This is a genomic window from Pseudomonas sp. AC112 (assembly GCF_979253545.1).
In genome coordinates, this window is the sequence record NZ_CEEDCM010000001.1 from 770,885 (window position 1) to 785,720 (window position 14,836).

Annotated in this window: 14 protein-coding genes; 11 read left to right on the top strand and 3 right to left on the bottom strand. The window is 62.1% G+C overall.

Features of this window, described 5'->3' with window-relative positions:
- Positions 1 to 31: 31 nt before the first annotated feature.
- Complete coding sequence (locus AC0IYN_RS03735; RefSeq protein WP_406597757.1) at positions 32 to 727, bottom strand: PA1041 family peptidoglycan-binding anchor lipoprotein; 696 nt, start codon at positions 725 to 727, stop codon at positions 32 to 34.
- A 190-nt stretch (positions 728 to 917) separates the two neighbouring features.
- Here AC0IYN_RS03735 and AC0IYN_RS03740 point away from each other — a divergent pair, with 190 nt between their 5' ends.
- Genes AC0IYN_RS03740 through AC0IYN_RS03755 form a run of 4 tightly spaced genes read left to right on the top strand, consistent with a single transcriptional unit; the run spans position 918 to position 2,595 of the window.
- Entirely contained in the window at positions 918 to 1,415 is a 498-nt protein-coding gene (locus AC0IYN_RS03740) for a DUF6231 family protein (RefSeq protein WP_406597756.1), read from the top strand.
- Between the two features lie 4 nt (positions 1,416 to 1,419).
- Entirely contained in the window at positions 1,420 to 1,890 is a 471-nt protein-coding gene (locus tag AC0IYN_RS03745; protein WP_028619236.1) for a YchJ family protein, read from the top strand.
- Between the two features lie 19 nt (positions 1,891 to 1,909).
- Positions 1,910 to 2,392 (top strand): LEA/WHy family protein, encoded by a 483-nt coding sequence (locus tag AC0IYN_RS03750; RefSeq protein ID WP_078047238.1) that lies wholly within the window; start codon positions 1,910 to 1,912, stop codon positions 2,390 to 2,392.
- Complete coding sequence (locus AC0IYN_RS03755; protein WP_034137262.1) at positions 2,389 to 2,595, top strand: SEC-C metal-binding domain-containing protein; 207 nt, start codon at positions 2,389 to 2,391, stop codon at positions 2,593 to 2,595. The genes AC0IYN_RS03750 and AC0IYN_RS03755 overlap by 4 nt, the downstream gene beginning before the upstream one ends.
- A 178-nt stretch (positions 2,596 to 2,773) precedes the next feature.
- Here AC0IYN_RS03755 and AC0IYN_RS03760 read toward each other — a convergent pair whose 3' ends face one another.
- Entirely contained in the window at positions 2,774 to 4,159 is a 1,386-nt protein-coding gene (locus AC0IYN_RS03760; protein WP_471840570.1) for an ATP-binding protein, read from the bottom strand.
- Positions 4,156 to 4,866, bottom strand: coding sequence for a response regulator (locus AC0IYN_RS03765; RefSeq protein ID WP_038849710.1), 711 nt, complete (start codon positions 4,864 to 4,866; stop codon positions 4,156 to 4,158). The genes AC0IYN_RS03760 and AC0IYN_RS03765 overlap by 4 nt, the downstream gene beginning before the upstream one ends.
- A gap of 198 nt (positions 4,867 to 5,064) precedes the next feature.
- Between AC0IYN_RS03765 and AC0IYN_RS03770 the strand changes: the two genes are divergently transcribed.
- From AC0IYN_RS03770 to AC0IYN_RS03800, 7 genes are all read left to right on the top strand, one after another.
- Positions 5,065 to 7,446 carry a TonB-dependent receptor gene (locus AC0IYN_RS03770; RefSeq protein ID WP_471840572.1) on the top strand — a complete coding sequence of 794 codons (2,382 nt, stop codon included), beginning with the start codon at positions 5,065 to 5,067 and terminating at the stop codon, positions 7,444 to 7,446.
- Positions 7,447 to 7,449: 3 nt separating this feature from the next.
- Positions 7,450 to 8,130, top strand: coding sequence for a Fe2+-dependent dioxygenase (locus tag AC0IYN_RS03775; RefSeq protein ID WP_471840574.1), 681 nt, complete (start codon positions 7,450 to 7,452; stop codon positions 8,128 to 8,130).
- Between the two features lie 28 nt (positions 8,131 to 8,158).
- The gene (locus AC0IYN_RS03780; RefSeq protein ID WP_471840578.1) at positions 8,159 to 9,274 is read left to right on the top strand and encodes an ABC transporter substrate-binding protein; all 1,116 of its coding nucleotides are present in this window, start codon (positions 8,159 to 8,161) and stop codon (positions 9,272 to 9,274) included.
- Between the two features lie 156 nt (positions 9,275 to 9,430).
- The gene (locus AC0IYN_RS03785) at positions 9,431 to 10,489 is read left to right on the top strand and encodes a FecCD family ABC transporter permease (RefSeq protein ID WP_471840580.1); all 1,059 of its coding nucleotides are present in this window, start codon (positions 9,431 to 9,433) and stop codon (positions 10,487 to 10,489) included.
- Positions 10,486 to 11,271 carry an ABC transporter ATP-binding protein gene (locus AC0IYN_RS03790; protein ID WP_471840581.1) on the top strand — a complete coding sequence of 262 codons (786 nt, stop codon included), beginning with the start codon at positions 10,486 to 10,488 and terminating at the stop codon, positions 11,269 to 11,271. Before AC0IYN_RS03785 ends, AC0IYN_RS03790 begins: the two co-directional genes overlap by 4 nt.
- Before the next feature lie 105 nt (positions 11,272 to 11,376).
- Complete coding sequence (locus AC0IYN_RS03795; RefSeq protein ID WP_100491363.1) at positions 11,377 to 12,021, top strand: glutathione S-transferase N-terminal domain-containing protein; 645 nt, start codon at positions 11,377 to 11,379, stop codon at positions 12,019 to 12,021.
- A gap of 228 nt (positions 12,022 to 12,249) precedes the next feature.
- Complete coding sequence (locus tag AC0IYN_RS03800; protein WP_471840583.1) at positions 12,250 to 14,691, top strand: penicillin acylase family protein; 2,442 nt, start codon at positions 12,250 to 12,252, stop codon at positions 14,689 to 14,691.
- The last annotated feature ends 145 nt before the right edge of the window (positions 14,692 to 14,836 follow it).

Below are 14,836 nucleotides of genomic sequence, written 5' to 3' on the forward strand. Positions count from 1 at the left end.
GCCCCTGTGGATCCCACAGGGGCAAGGGCCGTCAGCGGTTAATCTGGATTTCCGTGCGGCGGTTCAAGGCGCGGCCTTCAGCGGTTTTGTTGTCGGCTACGGGGTGGCTCTCGCCCGCGCCGGTCACCGATACAAAATTGCTGCGCGGTACACCGGCGCCGATCAAGTAATCGGTCACCGAGTGGGCGCGTTTTTCCGAGAGTTTCTGGTTGTAGGCGTCTTTGCCGACGCTGTCGGTGTGGCCACTGACCCGCAGTTGGGCGGTTGGGGCTTCCTGTTTCAAGCGTGTGGCAATGGTATCGAGCTTGGTTTTATCCGCCGCCGTCAACTGGGCCGAATCGAACTGGAAGTGCACATCACGGATCACGATGGTTTCTTCCTTGACCACCACGACCTCCTCAACCACCGCTGGAGGCGCTACGGGTGGGCAGCCATCGGCATCGACTTGCACACCTTTCGGCGTGCCCGGGCACTTGTCGCGGCTATCCGGCACGCCATCGCCATCTTCATCGCCATCGCCGTTCACCCAGCAATAGGCGCCAGCCATGCCGCCCACCAGCAACGCGCCATAGCCTGCGTAGGCCGCGCTTTCAGTGGCACCGATCGCCGCACCGGTCACGCCGCCAACAGCGGCGCAGGTGGGCCAATCGGTTTTTTGCAAACCTGCGCAACCTGTCAATACTCCGGTTAGCAGAACCAAGGGTAGAGCTGTCCGCATGATGCTCATCTGATTTCTCCTGAGGGGATCGGCGGGGGCCGATGGGTGGAGTAAAGACGGCTCTTTTCATCTGCGCCACTACGCCGCGCCCCTGTATTCATTGAGGATCGTCGTGTTTGCCGGACTTTTCGCAGCCACCCGCTCTAGGCCCGCACGCTCAGCCGCGCTAGTCTCTACGGTCCTGATGTGAGGATCTCTGATGACCGCCGGTATTTCTGCCCGTACACCCCAGCAAGCGCTGGCCGCCTTGCTCGACCTGCACCAGCCCAAACGCCTGTTGCTGTTGGGCGCCAGCCAGTTCCCGGCACTGGAGGCGTTTCAAGCGGCGCACCCCGACACCCAAGTCGCCCTCGCCCCACCCGGCCCACTGCCGGCAGAGCTTGCGGCGCAGCGTTTTGACCTGGCGCTGGTGGTCGATTGCCTGGAGCACCTGTCAAAACCGCAAGGCCTGACCCTGCTTGGCGGCATTCGCAACCTCAATGCCAGCCGCATTGCGGTGTTGGTGGACCTGGGCGCCTGCGACTGGAAAGACACCGACTTCTTCTCCCTGGCCCTGCAGGCCGGCGAGCGTTTCCAGCGTGACGATCAGGTTCTGACGCTGTTTACCTACGATCTGCTTGACTATAAGCAAGTGCCGGACTGGCTCAACGCCCGCTTCTGGGCCAACCCGGAAAACTTTGGAAAGTATTGGTGGTAACCCGATGAGTACATCCATTTGCCCTTGCGGCAGTGGCAACCTGCTGGATGCCTGCTGCGGCCATTATCACGCCGGGCACCCGGCGCCCTGCGCCACCGCGTTGATGCGCTCGCGCTACAGCGCCTACGTCCTGGGCCTGGTGGACTACCTGGTCGCCACCACCCTGCCCGCCCAACAACCGGGCCTGGACCGCAACGCCATCGCCGCCTGGAGTGCCCAGAGCACCTGGCTCGGCCTTGAGGTGGAAAGCTCGGAGGTGTTCGGCGGCCAGCCGGAACACGCGTTCGTCACCTTCACCGCGCGCTGGCATGACAGCAATGGTGAACATAGCCACCGCGAGCAGTCCTCTTTCGTACAGAATGACGGGCGCTGGTACTTCATCGACCCGACGGTGGAGGTGAAGGCCGGACGCAACGATGCCTGCCTGTGCGGCAGTGGGCAGAAATTCAAGAAGTGCTGTTCCAGCTACCTCTAACCACCACAGGACTCACGCCATGCTCCGGATGTACAGCTTGATGCTGGCGTTGACCCTTGGCCTCACCGGTTGCGCGTCGTGGTTCGAAGACGATTCGCCGCCGCCTCATGTCTCCCTGGTGAAAGTCGAGGTGGTGCGTGCCAAGCTGCTGGAGCAAAAGTTCAAGCTGTACTTTCGCGTGGACAACCGCAACGACGACGACCTGACCGTGCGCGGCCTGATCTACAAAGTCAGCCTGGGCGACTTTGTGCTGACCGAGGGGGAATCCAACGAATGGCTGACCGTACCGCCGCGCAGCCATAAGTTTTTCCGCGTGTCGGTGCGCACCAACCTCTGGCCGCAGATCCGTGATGTGGTGCAGATGTTGAAAAAACCCGACCAGCCTGTGCCGTATCGCCTGGAAGGCGAATTGAAAACCGGATTATTCATCGGTTATGACGTGCAGGTGAACCACAATGGCGAGATAATCCCCGGCGATTTTATTCCGGAGCGACATCGATGACTCAGCAACCCCATGTCCATGGTCCTGACTGCAACCACGATCACGATCACGATCACCATGATCACGACCACGGCCATGTCCACGGCCCGAACTGTGGCCACGCTCACCAGGAGCCGGTGCGCAATGCCTTGAAGGACGTGGGTCGCAATGATCCTTGCCCATGCGGCAGCGAGAAGAAATTCAAGAAGTGCCACGGGGCTTGATGCCCCAACCCGTGGCGGGCTTGTTGTGGTGAGCGGGCTTGTCCCGCGCTGGGCTGCGAAGCAGCCCTAAAAACTGACAACGCGTTGTATCTGTAATACTGCCGCGGCCTTAATGGGGCCGCTGCGCAGCCCAGCGCGAGACAAGCCCGCTCACTACATGCCCCCCCCTGCGCGAGCCTCAGGTTCTGCGTTGGAACTGCAGCTCCACTTCCAGCCCTCCCCCCTCCCGATTGCTCAAACTCAACCGCCCGTCATGCGCCTTGGCGATGGTGTGAGCAATGCTCAACCCCAAGCCATACCCGCCGGTCTCGGCGTTGCGTGAACCCTCCACGCGGTAAAACGGCTCCATCACTTGGTCGAGTTGCTCCAGGGGAATCCCCGGGCCACGGTCGCTGATGACAATCTTCAAGCTGTCCGCCTGATCGTCGATTCGCACCACCACGTCGGTGCCATAACGCAGCGCATTTTCCAGCAGGTTCTGCACACAGCGCTTGAGGCTGCGGGCGTACCCCGGCAACGGCTGTTTCGCACGCCCCTCGATCCGTACGTGTTCGCCCACATCCTCCGCATCCGCCTGCAAGCTTTGCAGCAAGGCGTTGATGTCGATGTTTTGCCGTGTCTCGTTTATTTCGCCGCTGCTGACAAAATCCAGCGTACTGGAGACCATGTGCTCCATTTCCTCCAGGTCGCTGCGGAAACGCTCCTTGGTGCGATTGTCCTCCAGCATCTCGGTGCGCAGACGCAGGCGTGTGATAGGTGAGCGCAGGTCGTGGGAAATGGCCGCAAGAAACCGCGTGCGCTCGGCAATGTTGGCGATCAGCCGCTGTTGCATCGCATTGAAGGCTTGGGCTGCGCGGCGCACTTCGGTGGGGCCGTCCACTGACAACGGCGGGCGCTGGATATCCCGGCCCAAGGCCTCGGCCGCCTTGGCCAGTGCATTGAGCGGGCGAATGGCCAGGCGTACGGCGACCAGCGCAATCACCACCAGCACCAGCACCCGCAACAGATAAATGCGCATGACGTAGTCGAACAACAGGTCCAGTGGCGAGGTGCTTGTCCAGCCCTGCTCTTCACTGGCGTCCACCTGCAACCAGCGCCCATCGGGCAGGCGCAGGTCGATCAGGAATTGCCCCACCACTGGCTTGGAGCCGAGCAAGGTCGACAGCCCGGCGGTGTGCCCGTCGCCATCCACCAGGGACAAGCGCAACAGAATCAGGGTGTGGGCGTACCCGGTTTTTTCCGACAGCACTTTCTTGATCAGCCGTTCGGTGGGCCGGTCGCTGTCCTTGAGGGTGCTGGGCGTATTGCTGGCTTGGTCGCTGAGGGTCAGGCGAAAGGTCGGCGTGTCGAGCAGCTTGATCAGCAGGTCCGCCTGCTGCGGGTCGCTGTGCACCAGGCGGACCACGTCGGCCAGGCGCGTGGCGATCAACCGCGCGGGGATTTCCAGCACCTGCCCATGGCGCCGGTCATACCAGATGCTGCTGGTCAGGGCCTGCGCCGCGAGCATGCCGCTGACCAGGATCAGCACCAGCCGCCCGAACAGCGAACGCGGCAGCAGTCTCACGACTCCAGCACCACATCGTCGGCGGTGAGCATGTAGCCCTCGTTGCGCACGGTCTTGATCAAATGGGCCGGCAGTTGCGAGCGCAGACGGCTGACGCACACATCGATGGAACGGTCGAACGGCGTGCTGTCCTTGTCGAACACGTGATTGAGCAGAAAGTCCCGGCTCAGCGGGCGATTGGGGTGCTGCAACAGCAGGCGCAACACGCGGTAATCCGAGTTGCCCAGGCTGACCACCACGCCCTCCGGCGAGAGCAGTTGCCGCGCCCGCGTGTCGAGCTGCCACCCGGCGAAACGGATGCTCGGCGCTTCATCCAGGCGCGCGCGGTCGGGAAAGCTCTGCACCCGACGCAGCACCACCTTGATGCGCACCAGCAGCTCACGCGGGTCGAACGGTTTGGGCAGGTAGTCATCGGCGCCGATTTCCAGGCCGACGATGCGATCGATCAACGAGCCTTTTGCCGTGAGCATCACCACCGGCGTGTTTGAGTTCACCCGCAGTTCGCGGCACAGGCTCAAGCCGTCCTCGCCGGGCAGCATCAGATCGAGGACGATCAGGTCGATGACATTCAGCGCCAGGCGCCGGCGCATTTCCTTGCCGTCGGCGGCAGTGGACACCTGGAAGCCGGCATCGCTCAGGTAGTCGCAGAGCAACTGGCGGATTTGCGGGTCGTCATCAACGATCAACAGGTGGTCTTGCTTGGCCATGGGCAGTCAATCCGAAAAACAATGAAACGCAGCAAATAGCCGAAAGTTCAGCCAGCAGTACGCGCAAATGTAATGGAATGTTGTAGGAAACCATAATCACGCATCAGCGATACAAACCTGGGGTATGGCAGGCGGAATCGCTCTTTAGACTACCGAACCTAAATGAGAGTAATTGTAATTTAGACTCGGAAGTTGCCCATGTCATTGCCCACACCTCGCAGCCACACGCTGCACACCACCCTGGCACCGATGTTCGGTTTGCTGGCTGCCGGCAGCGTTGCCCCAGTTGCCTTGGCGGCTGCGCCAACGGCGACGTCCAACGACTCGGTGCTGAGCCTGCCGGAAATCAAGGTCGATGGCGAAGCCACTTCCACCTTCAAAGTGGACCGGGTGACCTCGGCGAAAATCAGCCAGCCGCTGCTGGACGCGCCGCAAAGCGTGACCATCGTGCCGCAGCAGGTGCTCAAGGAGCAGAACGCGCAGACCTTGCAGGAAGTGTTGCGCAACGTGCCAGGCATTACCTTTATGTCGGGCGAGGGCAACCTGGGTTGGGGCGATCTGTTTTCGATTCGCGGGTTTTCTTCCGAGCAAAGCCTGACCGTTGACGGCGTGCGCGATGCGGGCATGTCCACGCGTACCGACACCTTCAACCTGCAACAGGCGGAAGTGTTCAAGGGCACCGGGTCCATCGAGTCTGGTGTGTCTGCCGTGGGCGGCAGCGTCAACCTGGTGAGTAAAGAAGCACACCTGGGCGATGCCAACCGCGTCTCCGCCGGTATCGGTACCGATGCCTACCGCCGCCTCACCGCCGACCTGAATAAACAGATCAACGAGACCACCGCCGTACGCGTCAACCTGATGAAGCACTACAACCAGGTGGCCGAACGTGACGACGTGGACTACGACCGCTGGGGCATTGCCACCTCGTTCGGCTTTGGCTTGGGCACCGACACGCGCTTCTTCGTCGACACCTTCTACCAGAAAGACACCAACACCCCGGACGGCGGCGTGCCGATTCAGCGTGGGACGAATGGCGATCGCATGCCCGGCGTGAAGCGCTCCAACTGGTACGGCGACTCCAGCCTCTATACCCAAGAGAACAAAACCACCTCGCTCACGGCACGCTTCGAGCATGACTTCGACTGGAACGACGCCAACCTGCGCAACCAGACCCGCTGGGAACGCAGCGACAACTTCGCCGTGCTCTCCCCCGCGCGCTTCTTCGCTGCCAACGCCAACGGCCAAAAGAGCTGCACCGGCACGCGCTGTGCGACCCTGGGCTACACCGGTGTAGGCCCTATCAGCCAAGTGCCGGGCAGCACGGTGAATGCCTACACCGACTACGTGAACAACAGCAACACCGCCTACGGCATCCTGCGCGGCAGTGACTTCGGTTTGTCCAAGCGCTACACCATCCTCGACAACCAGACCGACTTCAACTTCAACCTCACCACCGGCAGCCTGCAGCACGCCGTGGTCAGCGGCCTGGAGTTCTATCACGAGACTTACGGCGGCCTGAAACGCAACGCCAAGGTGCCGGCTGGCAACATGCTGTTCGACATGAACGACCCCAGCCACAGCTTCGCCAGCACCTACGTGACCAAAGGTGAAGGCGACCCGCGCTCAGTGATCGACAACGCCGGGATTTACCTGGGCGACACCATCACCCTCAACGAGCAGTGGCAAGTGCTGGGGTCGCTGCGCTATGACAACTGGCGCGCACAAACCAGCCAGCGCGGCCAGGCCACGATCAGCAGCACCGACGGTGCCGTCAGCGGCCGGGTCGGCGCGGTGTTCAAGCCATTGCCCAACGGCAGCCTCTATGTGTCCTACAGCGAAGCGGCACAGCCGTCGGCGTTGGGTGCGTCGACCAACAACCAGATCTACGGCGCAGCCAGCACCAGCAACTACAGCCCGGCCAAGTCCAAGACCTATGAATTGGGCACCAAATGGGACATTGCCCACGACATGCTCAATGTCACGGCGGCGATCTTCCGCACCGAACTGGACAACGCCTGGGAATACCAGGACGGCGAATCCGCCCCGGTACGCGCGCTGCCCGCCAAGCGTGTAGACGGCATCGAACTGGGCCTGCAAGGCAATATCACCCCGCGCTGGACCGCCTACAGTGGTTTCTCGGCACTCAAAAGCACCCAGACCAAAGGCATCAACAAGGGCGCCGAAGCCAAGAACGTCCCGGACCTGACCGCCAACCTGTGGACCACCTACGCCGTCACCGATGCCCTGAGCCTCAGCTACGGCGAGCAATATGTGGGCCGCCGCCGTTACACCGACAACAAATACGTCGGCGGCTTGAACAACAACAGCAGTTACGCCAACGGCCCGTCCGGGGTCTATGCGATCTACACCCGCGACCACGAAAAAGCCCCCGGCTACTGGCTGAGCAACCTGGCCGCGCAATACAAAGTGAACAAGGACACTACGGTCAACCTCAACCTCAACAACGTGTTCAACAAGTTCTACTACAGCCAGGTCGGCGCCTCCCTCGACGGCTTCCAGCTCTACGGCATCCCAGGTGCAGGGCGCACCCTCACCGCCAGCGTCGACTATGAGTTCTGAACCGTGCTGATCGAAATCCCGGCGCTGTTCAGCGCCAGCGAAGTCGACGCCACTGTGGCCACCTTGCTCGATCAGCCCTGGGTTGACGGCAAGGTGACCGCCGGACAGCGCTCGGCCATGGCGAAAAACAACCGGCAACTGACGGAAGATTCACCGATGGCCCTGCGCATCGGTGAGCAGATTCTGGCGCGGCTGTCGGACAACGCGCTGTTCATGTCGGCGGCCTTGCCCAAGCGCATTTACCCGCCGCTGTTCAATCGCTACAGCGGTGGTGAAGCCTTCGACTGGCATATCGACAACGCCATTCGCGGCATCAAGGGCGTGCGCGAGCGGGTGCGCACCGACATCTCCGCCACGCTGTTCCTGGCCGACCCGGCCAGCTACGACGGCGGTGAACTGGTGATCCGCGACACCTTCGGCGAGCACGCGCTGAAGCTGCCCGCCGGCCACCTGCTGATCTACCCCGGCAGCAGCCTGCACAAGATCAACCCGGTCACCCGCGGTGAACGCATCGCGAGTTTCTTCTGGATCGAAAGCCTGGTGCGCGAAGACAGCCAGCGCCAGTTGCTATTGGACATGGACGTCGCCATCCAGACCCTCACCGCCCAAGACGCCGACCACCACGCACTGCTGCAACTGAGCGGCGCCTACCACAACCTGTTGCGGCGCTGGAGCGATGTCTGATGCGCCGCCTTCACCTGGAGTCCCTGCCATGTTGAAACCTCGTCACCTGCTCAAGCTAGGTGTGCTGTTCGGCGCCCTGGTCCTTGGCCACGCTGAAACCGCTGCCGCCCATGAAGTCACCGACGTGCTGGGCCGCAAGGTCGAAGTGGCTGACACCGTGAAGCGCGTTGTCCTAGGTGAAGGCCGGCTGATTTCGGCGTTTGCGTTGCTGGACAAGGACGCGCCCTTCCAGCGCATCGTCGGCTGGCAGAACGATTTGCGCCTGCTCGACCAACACACCTACAACGCCTACGTGGCGAAATTTCCCACAGTGAAAGAGATCCCGCTGATCGGGCAAGCGTCGGAACAAAGCGTCAGCGCCGAGGAAATCCTCTCGCTGAAACCTGACCTGGCGGTGTTCAGCATTTCCGGTCACGGCCCCACCGAACACAGTCCGGTCGCCGATGTGCTGGCCAAGGCGGGCATTGCGGTGGTGTTCGTCGACTTCCGCATCAACCCGGTGCAGGGCACTCACACCAGCATGACCGCGCTGGGCCAGGCATTGGGGCGTGAAGCCCAGGCCAAGGCGTTCCTGGGTTTCTATGACCAGCACATCAAGGTGATCACCGATGCGGTCGCCACCTTGCCGGCGGGGCCGCGCCCGAGTGTGTTCCTTGAACTGCTGGCCGGCGTTTGGCAAGCACCGGGGCATACCACCGGCAAGAGTGGCATGGGCGAACTGATCGCACTGGTCGGCGGGCGCAATATCGCCGCTGGCGTGGTGCCGGGTGCGCTGGGCGATATCAGCGTCGAGTACGCGCTCAAGGCCGACCCGGATGTGTATATAGCCACCGGCAACCGCAAGCCCGGCTTGATCTTGGGCGCGGGTGTTGGCGCAGATGAAGCCCACAAGGCGCTGGACCGGGTATTGGCGCGCCCCGAATTCGCCAATCTTCGTGCAATCCGCGAGGGCAATGCCCACGGCCTGTGGCATGACTTCTATAACTCACCGTACAACCTGCTGGCGATTGAATCGTTGGCCAAATGGGTGCACCCAGAGCTGTTCGCCAAGCTGGACCCGCAGGCGACCATGAACCAGATCAACACGCAATTCCTGGGGATGCCGTTGCAGGGTGCCTATTGGATCGACAGCAAGCCCAAGTAACGTTTATCGCCCTATTGGAATGCAGTCAGTGTGGGAGCTGGCTTGCCTGCGAAAGCGGCGTCTCTGTCACCTCATTCAGTGACTGACACTCCGCTATCGCGGGCAAGCCAGCTCCCACATTTGGATCTTCTTCATTTTCAAAATTGTGTGAGCCCAATGACCACTCAAACCCTCGACCTTGCCAGCGCCACCCACGGCTACCGTCGCCTGTTGGCGCGGCGCGCCTGGCTGCTGGGCCTGCTCGGTACGGCGCTGGTGTGCGCCATCCTCGTGGACCTTGCCAGCGGCCCCTCGGGTATGGGCCTGCTGGCCTTGCTCGACGGTATCCTGCACCCGTCGCATCTGAGCGCCACCGACCAAGTAATCATCTGGAACGTGCGCCTACCCTATGCACTCATGGCAGTGCTGGTGGGCTGCGCGCTGTCATTGGCCGGGGCCGAGATGCAGGCGATCCTGAACAACCCGCTGGCCAGCCCGTTCACCCTGGGCGTGTCGTCGGCCGCAGCGCTGGGCGCGTCCCTGGTGATTGTGTTTCCAGTGACGACGCTGTGGGTGTCGGCCAACACGGCGATTTCCCTCTCAGCTTTCATCTTCGCCGCGGCTTCGGTGTTCTTGCTGCAAGCCATGTCGCGTTTGCGCGGCGCCGGGGTGGAAAGCCTGGTGCTGTTCGGCATCGCCCTGGTGTTCAGTTGCAACGCGGTGGTGGCGCTGCTGCAACTGGTGGCCACCGAAGACGTGTTGCAACAGCTGGTGTTCTGGACGCTGGGCAGTGTGACCCGCGCCAACTGGGACAAGCTCGGCACCCTGGCGCTGGTGGTTGTGGTGGTGCTGCCGTTTTCCTTCGCCGCCGCGCCGCGCCTGACCCTGTTGCGCATGGGCGAGGACCGCGCGCAAAGCTTTGGCGTGGACGTGAAGCGCCTGCGGTTTTTCTCGTTGCTGCGCATCAGCCTGCTATCGGCGACCGCCGTGGCCTTTGTGGGCACAATCGGGTTTATCGGCCTGGTCGGTCCGCATATTGCGCGGATCCTGGTGGGCGAAGATCAACGTTTCCTGTTGCCGGCCAGCGCCCTGACCGGCGCGTTGCTGCTGTCGCTGTCGTCGATTGCCAGCAAGCTGATCATGCCCGGCGTGATTGTGCCGGTGGGCATCGTCACCGCGTTGGTGGGCGTGCCGATTTTCGTGGTGCTGGTGTTCAAGCGGGGGAGGCAGTTATGAGCGAAGGTTTGAGCGTACACAACGCCCAGGTGAGTTACGGGCGCCGGCGGATCGTGCACGACCTGAGCCTGCCTACCCTGCCCCACGGCAGCCTGACCGCCCTGATCGGCCCCAACGGCGCGGGCAAGTCCACCCTGCTGCGTGCCGTGGCCGGGCTGGAAAAGATGCAAGGCGTTGTACGATTGGGTGACCTCGACCTGTCGGCCATGTCGGTCGCCGAGCGCGCGCGGCGCGTGACCTACATGCCGCAGAACCTGCCGCCAGGCTTGAGCCTCAGCGTGATGGAAAGCGTGATCGCCGCCCTGCGCGTGGCGAATGTCGAGGGCATCCCGTTGTCCAGCGACGCCTGCCTGCGTGAAGCCTTCGACGCCTTGCAACGCATTGGCATCGCACATTTGGCTGATCAACTGTTGAGCACGCTTTCCGGTGGCCAACGCCAATTGGTCAGCCTCGCCCAACTCATCGCGCGTCGCCCGCAGGTGATGCTACTGGACGAACCCACCAGCGCCCTCGACCTCAATTACCAACTGAAAGTCATGGATTGCGTGCGCGATTTGGTGCGCGAACACAACCTGATTGCCGTGGTGGTGCTGCACGACATCAACCTCGCCGCGCGCTTCGCCGACCATATTGCCGTGCTGCGCCAGGGACGCTTGTATGCCAGCGGTGCAGCGGACGACGTGCTTAACCCGCTGCTGTTTGCCGAGGTGTATCGCGTGCGGGCACGCATCGAGCGCTGTTCGCAGCAGACGGTGCAGGTGTTGGTGGACGGCGCCTTTTAATTTGCTTCTAAGGGTATGCGCAAATGTTTCATTGAATTTTCGCACACCCAACATTACCTATACCTACAGGCATTCGCTCAAGCATCACCACTTTTGGAGAGCTTCATGATCGACCTGTATTACTGGACTACCCCCAACGGTCACAAAGTATCGCTGTTCCTGGAAGAAGCCGGCCTGCCCTATAAGGTGCACCCGATCAATATCGGCCAGGGCGAACAGTTCAAGCCTGACTTTCTGAAGATCGCTCCCAACAACCGCATTCCAGCCATCGTCGATCAGGATCCGACCGACGGTGGCGCGCCGATTTCGCTGTTCGAATCCGGCGCCATCCTGTTGTACCTCGCGGAAAAAACCGGCCAGTTCATTCCCAAAGACCTGCGTGGTCGCCAGGAAGCGCTGCAATGGCTGTTCTGGCAAATGGGCGGCCTGGGGCCGATGGCCGGCCAAAATCATCACTTCAGCCAGTTCGCGCCGGAGAAAATCCCTTACGCGATCAAACGCTACGTGGATGAAACCGCGCGTCTTTATGGCGTGCTCGACCGGCGCCTGGCGGACCGTGCGTTCGTGGCGGGTGAGGACTACAGCATCGCCGACATGGCGATCTACCCATGGATTGTTTCCCACAAGTGGCAGAGCCAGCGCCTGGAAGACTTCCCACACCTGCATCGCTGGTTCAACAGCATCAAGGAACGGCCAGCGACGGTCCGGGCGTATGAATTGGTGCAGAAAGTGAACCCGCCCAAATCCTGAGTTTAAGTCGTACGCGGTCAAACTGTGGGAGCGGGCTTGCTCGCGAAGTCGGTGTGTCGGTCGACGTATTCAGTGACTGAAACTCCGCGTTCGCGAGCAAGCCCGCTCCCACATTGTTTTGCATAAGACTCAAGATCTAACGGTTAACCCAAACTCCCGCTTGCGTCGTTTCGCCGCGCTCACTAACGTAGCGCCTTTACTGACGCTACCCCCCGCAGGAGCTTTGCCATGGCCTCGCCAGCCCTCTCACATTTTCTTCCCCGGTTCGGCGTTGCCGCGGCAGTGGCCAGTGCATTAAGCCTGGCCGGTTGCCAGCTCCAGAGCACCCAGGACACCCTGCCCCCGGTCGCCGGCGTGCAGCCGATCAAAGGCCTGGCACAGAATGTGTCCGTACGCCGCAATGCCCAGGGCATGCCGTTGATCGAAAGCAACACCTTCCATGACGCGCTGTTCAGCCTCGGTTATGTGCACGCCAGTGACCGCATCACCCAGATGGTCACCCTGCGCCTGCTGGCCCAGGGCCGCCTGGCGGAAATGTCCGGGCCCGAGGTGCTGGATGTCGACCGCTTCATGCGCGCGGTCAACCTGAAAAAAAGCGCCGGCGAGCTGTATAACGCGTCAAGCCCGCGCCTCAAGCGCTTCTTCGAAGTGTATGCGCGTGGCGTCAACGCCTACCTGTTCCGCTACCGCGACAAGCTGCCGCCAGACCTGGCCCAGACCGGCTACAAGCCCGAGTATTGGAAGCCGGAAGATTCGGCGCTGCTGTTCTGCCTGCTGAATTTCAGCGAATCGGCCAACCTGCAGGAAGAAATTTCGTCCCTGGTGCTGGCGCAGAAAGTCGGCGTCGACAAACTCGCCTGGCTCACGCCTAGCGCGCCGGACGAAGCGATCCCGCTGGCCGAGGCCGAGAAACTCAAGGGCGTGAACCTGAGCCAGATCACCGGTCTCGCCGGCCTGGATACGGTCAGCCAACAACTGAGCAGTCTCAATTCACTTGCAGTCACTACCTCGAGCAACTGGGCCATCGGCCCGCAACGCAGCCGCAGCGGTAAGAGCCTGTTGGCAGGCGACCTCGCCGCCCAGCCGCAAGCGCCGTCGCCGTGGAGCTATGTGCAGATCCGTGCGCCGAAATACCAGGCCGTGGGCGCCTCGATTGCTGGCTTGCCGACGCTGTTGTCCGGTTTTAACGGCAAAGTCGCGTGGAGCATGAGCACAGTCAAGGGCGACACCCAGGACCTGTTCCTGGAAAAAGTCAGACGCCAGGGCAGCGCGTTGTACTACGAGAACAACGGCAAATGGCTACCCGCCGGTGTGCGAAACGAAACCTTCTTCGTCAAAGGCCAACGCTCGATTCGCGAAGTGGTGTACGAAACCCGTCACGGCGCCCTGCTCAACAGCAACCAGGCGCTGACCACCGGCCTGGGCCTGGCCCTGCAAACTGCCGACTTCAAGGACGACAAGAGCCTGGATGCGTTCTTCGACCTGTCCCGCGCGCAGAACGCCGGCAAGGCCTCGGACGCAACCCGCGAGATTCGCGCCATTGCGCTGAACATGGTGTTTGCCGACGCCAGCAACATTGGCTGGCAAGTCACTGGCCGCTTCCCCAACCGCCGTGAAGGCGAAGGCCTGCTGCCCTCGCCGGGCTGGGACACGCGCTTCGATTGGGACGGTTATGCCGACGCAATGCTGCACCCCTATGACCAGGACCCGGCCCAAGGCTGGATCGGCACCGCCAACCAACGTACCGCGCCGCGCGGTTATGGCATGCAGCTGTCCAACTCGTGGGACGCCCCGGAACGCAGCGAGCGCCTGGCGCAACTGGCCAATGCCGGCAAGCATGACAGCCGCAGCGTGATTGCCATGCAGTACGACCAGACCACCACCTTCGCCGCCAAGCTCAAGACCGTGTTCCAGGCACCGGGCATGGCCCAGCCGCTGAAACAAGCGATTGACGCGCTGCCGGCGGCCGAACAGGTCAAGGCACGTGAAGCACTGGGCCGCCTGATGGCCTTTGATGGCCGCTTGGTATCCACCTCCGCCGACGCGGCGATCTATGAACTGTTCCTGCAGGAAAGCACCAAGCAGATCTTCCTCGACGAACTCGGCCCGGAAAACAGCGCCAGCTGGAAAGCCTTTGTCAGCAATGCCGGCCTGTCCTACGCCGCCCAGGCCGACCACTTGCTGGGCCGTGAAGACAGCCCGTTCTGGGATGACGTGCGCACCCCGCAGAAGGAAGACAAACCGGCGATCCTCGCCCGCAGCCTCGCCGCCGCGATCACTGCCGGTGATAGCCAATTGGGTGCCGATCACAAGGCCTGGCAGTGGGGCAAATTGCACACCACCACTTGGAAAAACACCAACGGCCAGGTGATTCGCGGCCCACTGGCGTCCGGTGGCGACCACAACACCTTGAACCCGGCGCCGTACAACTGGGGCCAGGACTTCGCTACCACCCAGGTGCCGGCGCTGCGCATGATCGTCGACTTTGGCCAGGTGGAACCGATGATGGGCCAGGGTGGCACCGGCCAGTCCGGCAACCCGGCCAGCCCGAACTATGCCAACGGCATCGACCCGTCGCTCAAGGCGCAATACCTGAGCTTCCCGATGCAACCGCAGAACTTCGAGAAGGTGTATGGGAAGGCTCGGTTGACCCTGACGCCGGGCAAATAATCCGGCAAGTGTGGGGCGGGCTTTTACTGTGGTGAGCCGGCTTGTTGTGGTGAGCGGGCTTGCCCCGCGCTGGGTGGCGAAGCCGCCCTAAAACCAGGCGACCTGTGTCTGACTGTAAGCATGCATTGACTGGATTGGGGCCGCT